This is a genomic window from Streptomyces olivochromogenes, assembly GCF_021538895.1.
Classification (GTDB): Bacteria; Actinomycetota; Actinomycetes; order Streptomycetales; family Streptomycetaceae; genus Streptomyces; species Streptomyces olivochromogenes_A.
The window spans coordinates 21167-27541 of the sequence record NZ_JADDRL010000120.1; the positions used below are offsets into that span (position 1 = coordinate 21167).

Here is a 6375-nt window from a genome sequence, read left to right on the forward strand (position 1 = left end):
GGCCGACCGCTCACGCCGCTCGCTCGCGCGCGTGCCGCGCCGCCGCGAGGACCGTGCGGCTCTGGTGCTCCACCTGGTGTTCCAGGGGTACCCAACGGGCCCGGAAACGCTCCGCGAAGGCGTCGGACCAGGAGGCGACGAGGTGTTCCAGCCGGGGCGCCGCGCGGTCGTCGGTCTCCTGGAGGACCCGCAGCAGCATCGCCGCCGCCCGCAGCGGCAGCCGGCGCCCGAAGGCGTCCACACTGCCGACGTAGGCCATCGTGGTGTCGACGGGCGGTGTGTGGATCCAGTCCGCGGCCAGTCCCGGAATCAGCTCCAGCGCCCACCGGGCGGCCCGCAGCAGCGGCCCCTCGACGCCGTCCAGCCGGGGCAGCGCCTCGGTCAGTACCCGCTCCACCTCCAGCGCGTCGCGCTGCAGCCGGCCGGCCAGCCGCCGTATCGCCGCCGCCGGGGCGGGATGCTGCGCCGGGTCGTCCACCAGATCGCTGGCCCACATCGGCACCTCCACCACCGCCGTCAGGCCGCCGTACCGGTGGGCGTGGTACCAGGTGCTGTGCCGGGCGTCGTCCGGCATGCTCGGGTAGGGCACGCCCGACTCGGGTCCGGGCATCACATGCACGCCGGGCCCCGAGGCGGGCCAGCCCGCGGCGTCCGAGGCGCCCGTCTCCACCGGGATGTTCAGCTCGGCCGCCGACTTGGCGAACGGCTCGGCCAGCCCGGGGACGTCCCGCGTCAACTGGACCCAGCTACCGCCCAGATCCGTGCCGTGCAGCGTCACCTGGAGGTAGGGCCGCAGTTCGTCGATGACTCCGGTCAGCGCGCGGGTTTCGGGCGGCAGCCGGTCGGGCGGCAGGACCGACGGCGACCACTCCGGCTGCTCCGGGCTGGCGGGGCGGTAGAAGCCGAGGTGGTAGTCGAACAGGCTGCGCGGCGCCGGGGTGACGTGCAGGCTCGCGCCGTCGGGGTCCGCGCAGAGCAGGAAGTGCCAGGAGGTGTCGGCGCGTAACTCCCTTTGGCGGGCGACCCGTTCGGCGAGCACGAGGAGCGTGCGGCCCCCGGTCGGCTCGTTGGCGTGGGCGCCCGCCACCACCAGCACGGACCGCCGGGAGTGGCCCACGGACAGCAGGTGCAGGGGCCTGCCCGCGCGCGAGACCCCCACCTGCCGCAGCCTGCACAGATCCGGTCGCTGAGCGGCCAACGCCCGAGCGGTTGCGACCAGTTCGGGAACACTGGGGTAACGCAGCTCCGGCAGGAGACTCACCCCCGACTTGTCAGCCCGGCTTCCCCGTCTTGTCCGCCCGGCTTCGCTCTGCCCAGTCCCGCACGCGTTAGGTGAACTGTCAAGAAGGGTGAGGGGGAGGCTCCAGGGGGCGCCCGGGTGCATTCACGCCGGGCGCACCGGTCACTGCTGGTGCAGGCCGCGCCCGGCGAGCGTCAGGAACGTCTCGCCGACCGCCTCCGACAGCGTGGGGTGCGGGTGGATGTGCCGGGCGACGTCGGAGGGCTGGGCGTCCCAGCCGACGATCAGCTGGCTCTCGGCGATCATCTCGGACACGTGCGGCCCCACCAGGTGCACGCCGAGCACCTCCCCGCCGCCGGCCCCGGCGACGACCTTCACCATCCCGCCCTGTCCGTGCACCATGCCCTTGGCCACGGCGGTCAGCGGCATCGTGTTGACCTCGACGTCGTGCCCACGCGCGCGTGCCTCCGCCTCGCCGAGCCCCACGGACGCCGTCTGCGGCGACGAGTAGGTCACCCGGGGCACGGCCGCGTAGTCGACCGGCGCGGACGGCAGCCCCGCCAGTGTCTCGGCCACCAGCAGACCCTCCGCGAACGACGCGTGGGCCAGGCCGAGGGACGGCGGCGGCAGCAGATCGCCCACGACGTGGACACCGGGGACGCCCGTCTCCAGCCGGCTCCAGTCCGCCGGTGCGACGAAACCGCGCTCGTCCGTCGTCAGGCCGGCGGCGGCCAGGCCGAGGCCCTCGGTGACCGGGGCGCGGCCCACGGCCACCAGCAGCCGCTCCGCCTCCAGGGTGCGCGTCTCGCCCCGGGCCGTGCGCACCCGCGCGCGGATGCCGTCCTGGAGAACCTCCGCGTCCAGCAGCCGCGCCCCCGCCTGCACGTCGATGCCGCGCCGCTTCAGGCCCCGGGCCAGATGCCGGCTCACGTCGGCGTCTTCGAGCGGTACGAGGAGGTCGGCGGCCTCGACCAGGGTGACCTCCGCGCCCAGCGAGCGATGGAACGAGGCGTACTCCACGCCGATCGCCCCACCGCCCAGCACCAGGACGGACGCCGGGAGCCCCGGCGCGAACAGCGCGTCGTCACTGGTCACCACGCGCCGCCCGTCGGGCGCGAGCCCCGGGAGCGTGCGGGGGCGCGAGCCCGTCGCGAGCACGACTCCCCGGCGCGCGACCAAGTCTCCTGCGCCCGGAGCGTACGAGGACTCAGCGCCCGGCGCGTGATCCTCCCGTACGCCTTCCACGCGCACGGTGCGTGGTCCGGTCAGCCGCGCGCTGCCGCGCACCACGCGCACGCCCGCGTGCGTGAGATGCGCCTCCACGCCCTTGTGGTTGCGCGCCACGATGTCGTCGCGCGTGGCGACCAGCGCGGACCAGTCGACCGCGTCCAGCGTGGCCTTCACGCCCCAGCGCTCACGGGCCTCGGCGATGCCGTCGACGAGTTCGGCGGCGTGCAGCATCGCCTTGCTCGGGATGCACCCGCGGTGCAGACAGGTCCCGCCGACCTTGTCGCGTTCCACGAGCACCACGCCGAGACCGAGGGCGGCGGCGCGCAGGGCGGTGCTGTACCCGCCGGTGCCGCCGCCGATGACGATGACGTCCGATGTGTTCATGTTCACCAGCCTCCGGGCGCCCTTGCCATGAGTCCAAGGCAATGTTCTTGTGGAACCGATGCAGAGCGCTTATGGGAGGGCCGAGGGGTTGAACCCGCGATGAGCCTGCGGCAGATGGAGTACTTCCTGACGGTCGTCGAGGAGGCGTCCTTCACGCGCGCGGCCGAGGCCCTGCACGTCACCCAGCCCGCGCTCTCGCACCAGATCAAGGCCCTGGAGAGGGCGGTCGGCGGCGCCCTCCTGGAGCGCATGCCACGCGGTGTGCGCCTGACCCCGATGGGCCGCGCCTTTCGGCCGCACGCCGAACTCGCCGTCCGCAGCGCCGCCCAGGCCCGCCGCGCGGCCCGCGCCGCCGCCGGTGCCGAGGGCGGCGAACTCCACGTCGCGGCCCTGCACTCCATCGCCGTCGGCGTCCTGCCCGACGTCTTCGCCCGCTGGCGGGCCGCCCACCCCCGGGTCCTGCTGCACCTGCACGAGTACGCCACCACCGAGGCCCTGCGCGAGCAGGTCGAGCGCGGCACCGCGGACCTCGCCGTCGGCCCCGCCCCCGACGACTGGCCCGGCACCGTCGTACCGGTCGGCGAGGAGGAACTCGTCCTCGTGGTGCCCTTCGACGACCGCCTCGCGGGCCGTACGACGGTGAAGCTGCCGGAACTCGCGGACCGCGCCTGGATCCGCTGCGCCATGGAACCCGTCGTCCACGGCGAGCGCTTCCTCGACCGGGCCTGCGGACAGGTCGGCTTCGAGCCGGCGACCGCCGTGCGCACCGAGCACACCTCCACGGCGGTGCGCATGGCCGCTGCCGGGGTCGGGGTGTGCGTGGCGCCCTCCCACATCGTGCGCGGGGCCGTCGGCGAGGACTGTGTGGTCCTCACCCCCGACCCGCCCTGGAAGCGTGCCCTCACCGTCTACGCGCGCGTGCCCCCCACCGGCGCGGCCGAGGCCTTCGTGGACATCCTGCGCGAGGCATGGCCGTCCCCGGGCACTACGGCCGGCTGAGCGCGTCCCTCAGTTCGCGTCCCCGATCCGTTCCAGCAGAGCCACAGGCAGCGGCCCGAGCAGGTCCGCCACGCGCGCGTGCCCCGTGAACTCCCGCTCCGGAGCCAGCACATCGGCCCAGCGTCCCGGCGGCAGCGGCAGGAGCGTGTCCCGCCAGCCGCCCGCCTCCGCCAGCCGCAGCGACAGCCGCGTCACGGCCGTGACCACCTCCCCGGAGCGCGCGAACGCCACGCAGTGCGCGGCGGCCGGGCCCCGCGCCGTCAGCGGGGCGTACGTCGCCCTGTCACCGAAGACCTCGGGCCGCCGGGCCCGCAGCCGCAGCGCGGCCACCGTCACCCCGGCCTTCGCATCGGCCCCGCCGACATCGACCCCAGGGGCATCGGCTCCACCGGCCTCGACCGCGCCGGCCCCCTCGGGCGGGAACCGCACCGGACGCCGGTTGTCCGGATCCACCAGCGCCCGGTACTCGCTCTCCGTGCCCTGGTACACGTCCGGCACCCCGGGCATCGTCAGATGGACCAGGGCCGTGCCCAGGACGTTGGCCCGGACGTGTTCCTCCAAGGAGCTCCGGAAGGCCGCCACGCGCTCGCCGGGCGCCCCGCACGGCCCCGCCGCGACGAACGCCGCCACCGCCTCCTCGTAGGGCGGCTCCTGCTCCGTCCAGCTCGTGTACAGACCGGCCTCGCGCACATGCTTCAGCAGGGCACCCTGGACCCGCTCCGCGGCCGCCGGGCCGAGTCCGAACACCGTCTGCCAGGCCGCCCAGGCCAGCTGCGCGTCCGGCACGCCCGCGCCGTCGCGGGTCACCTCGGCGAGCACGTCCGTCCAGCGCCCCGGGCACTCGGTCAGCACGGCCAGCGCCGCCCGCACGTCGGCGCTGCGCTTGGTGTCGTGCGTCGTCACCACCGTGCCGGTGGCCGGCCAGTCGCGCTGCACGCGCGCGCAGTACGCGTGGAAGTCCTGCGGGGACACGCCCTGGCGGCCCGGTTCGCCGCCCACCTCGGTGGCCGACAGCAGCGGCACATAGCGGTAGAACGCCGTGTCCTCCACGGACTTGGCGCGCAGCGCCGACGAGGTCTGCGCGAACCGGGCCCGGAACTCGGCGAGCTCCGGGCCGTGCCCGGCGTCCCCGACCAGCAGCCCGCGCACGACGTCGACCACCTCGGCCTCCTCGGGCACCACGAAGGCCCGCCGGGCCTCCTCGGCGGCCTCCTCCGTGACGACGGAGGCCACGTCACCGGAGGCGTAGGGCCGGTACACACGCAGCCGGACCAGCAGTTCCTCAAGCGCCGTCCGCAGCGCCCAGGGGGCACGGTCGCGCAGCGCCGGGTCCGGCGAGCCGGCGCACAGGCGGTGCGCCACCCGGGTCAGCCGCTCCGTCTCGGCGGCCAGCTCGTGCGTGATCACCTTGTACGCCGCCCGGCGCACCGTGGCCTCCCAGTCACCGCCCCGGTCCGTCTGCGGGGCCGCGAACCGCCGGTACTGGCCAAGGAGTTCACCGGCCCCGGCGGGGTCCGTGAACAGGCCGTCGACCTGCCGCAGGGCGTCGTAACCGGTGGTGCCCGCGACCGGCCAGGAGGCCGGCAGGTGCTCGTCGTCGGCCAGGATCTTCTCCACGACCGTCCAGCGTCCGCCGGTCGCCTCGTGCAGCCTGGCCAGGTAGCCGTCGGGGTCGGCGAGCCCGTCCGGATGGTCGATGCGCAGCCCGTCGACCACGCCCTCGTGCAGCAGCTGAAGGATCTTGCCGTGCGTGGCCTCGAAGACCTCCGGGTCCTCCACGCGCACGCCGACGAGCTCCGAGATGCTGAAGAAACGCCGGTAGTTGAGCTCCGTACGGGCCAGCCGCCACCACGCCGGGCGGTACCACTGCGCGTCCAGGAGCTGGGGCAGCGGCAGCTCCTCGGTGCCCTCCCGGAGAGGGAGGACGTGGTCGTGGTAGCGCAGGACGTCGCCGTCGACCACCAGCCGGCCCAGCTCCGCGCCGAGCGGGCCGCCGAGCACCGGGAGCAGCACCTGGCCGCCCTGAGCCTCCCAGTCGATGTCGAACCAGCGCGCGTACGGCGACTTGGGGCCCTCCCGCAGCACCTCCCACAGGGCGCGGTTGTGGCGCGGGACCATGGCCATGTGGTTGGGCACGATGTCCACCACCAGGCCGAGACCGTGCTCCCGCGCGGTGCGCGACAGCGCGCGCAGGCCGTCCTCACCGCCCAGTTCGTCGCGCACGCGCGCGTGGTCCACGACGTCGTAGCCGTGCGTGGAGCCCGGGACGGACTCCAGGACGGGGGACAGGTGCAGGTGCGAGACCCCGAGCGACGCCAGGTACGGGACGGCCGCCGCGGCGGCCGCGAACGGGAACTCGGGCTGCAGCTGCAACCGGTAGGTCGCCGTCGGCACCACCGGATCGGGTCGCTCAGATGTCATGCAGACCTACGTACCCATCCCGCCGCCCTTCGTGTCATCACCTCCGGCACACGGCCCACGCACGCGACCGGGATTCGAGCGAGCCCCCGGCCGCGCCGCCG

Annotated in this window: 4 protein-coding genes; 1 reads left to right on the forward strand and 3 read right to left on the reverse strand. The window is 74.8% G+C overall.

The window, feature by feature from the left end:
- Positions 1-10: 10 nt before the first annotated feature.
- Both IPZ69_RS38365 and lpdA read right to left on the reverse strand, forming a co-directional pair.
- Positions 11-1261, reverse strand: coding sequence for a M14 family zinc carboxypeptidase (locus IPZ69_RS38365; protein ID WP_235459345.1), 1251 nt, complete (start codon positions 1259-1261; stop codon positions 11-13).
- A 141-nt stretch (positions 1262-1402) separates the two neighbouring features.
- Positions 1403-2854 (reverse strand): dihydrolipoyl dehydrogenase, encoded by a 1452-nt coding sequence (gene lpdA / locus IPZ69_RS38370; protein ID WP_235459346.1) that lies wholly within the window; start codon positions 2852-2854, stop codon positions 1403-1405.
- Positions 2855-2953: 99 nt separating this feature from the next.
- Here lpdA and IPZ69_RS38375 point away from each other — a divergent pair, with 99 nt between their 5' ends.
- Positions 2954-3853, forward strand: coding sequence for a LysR family transcriptional regulator (locus IPZ69_RS38375; protein WP_235459347.1), 900 nt, complete (start codon positions 2954-2956; stop codon positions 3851-3853).
- Positions 3854-3862: 9 nt separating this feature from the next.
- Here IPZ69_RS38375 and treY read toward each other — a convergent pair whose 3' ends face one another.
- Positions 3863-6274 carry a malto-oligosyltrehalose synthase gene (gene treY, locus IPZ69_RS38380; protein ID WP_235459348.1) on the reverse strand — a complete coding sequence of 804 codons (2412 nt, stop codon included), beginning with the start codon at positions 6272-6274 and terminating at the stop codon, positions 3863-3865.
- Between the last annotated feature and the right edge of the window lie 101 nt (positions 6275-6375).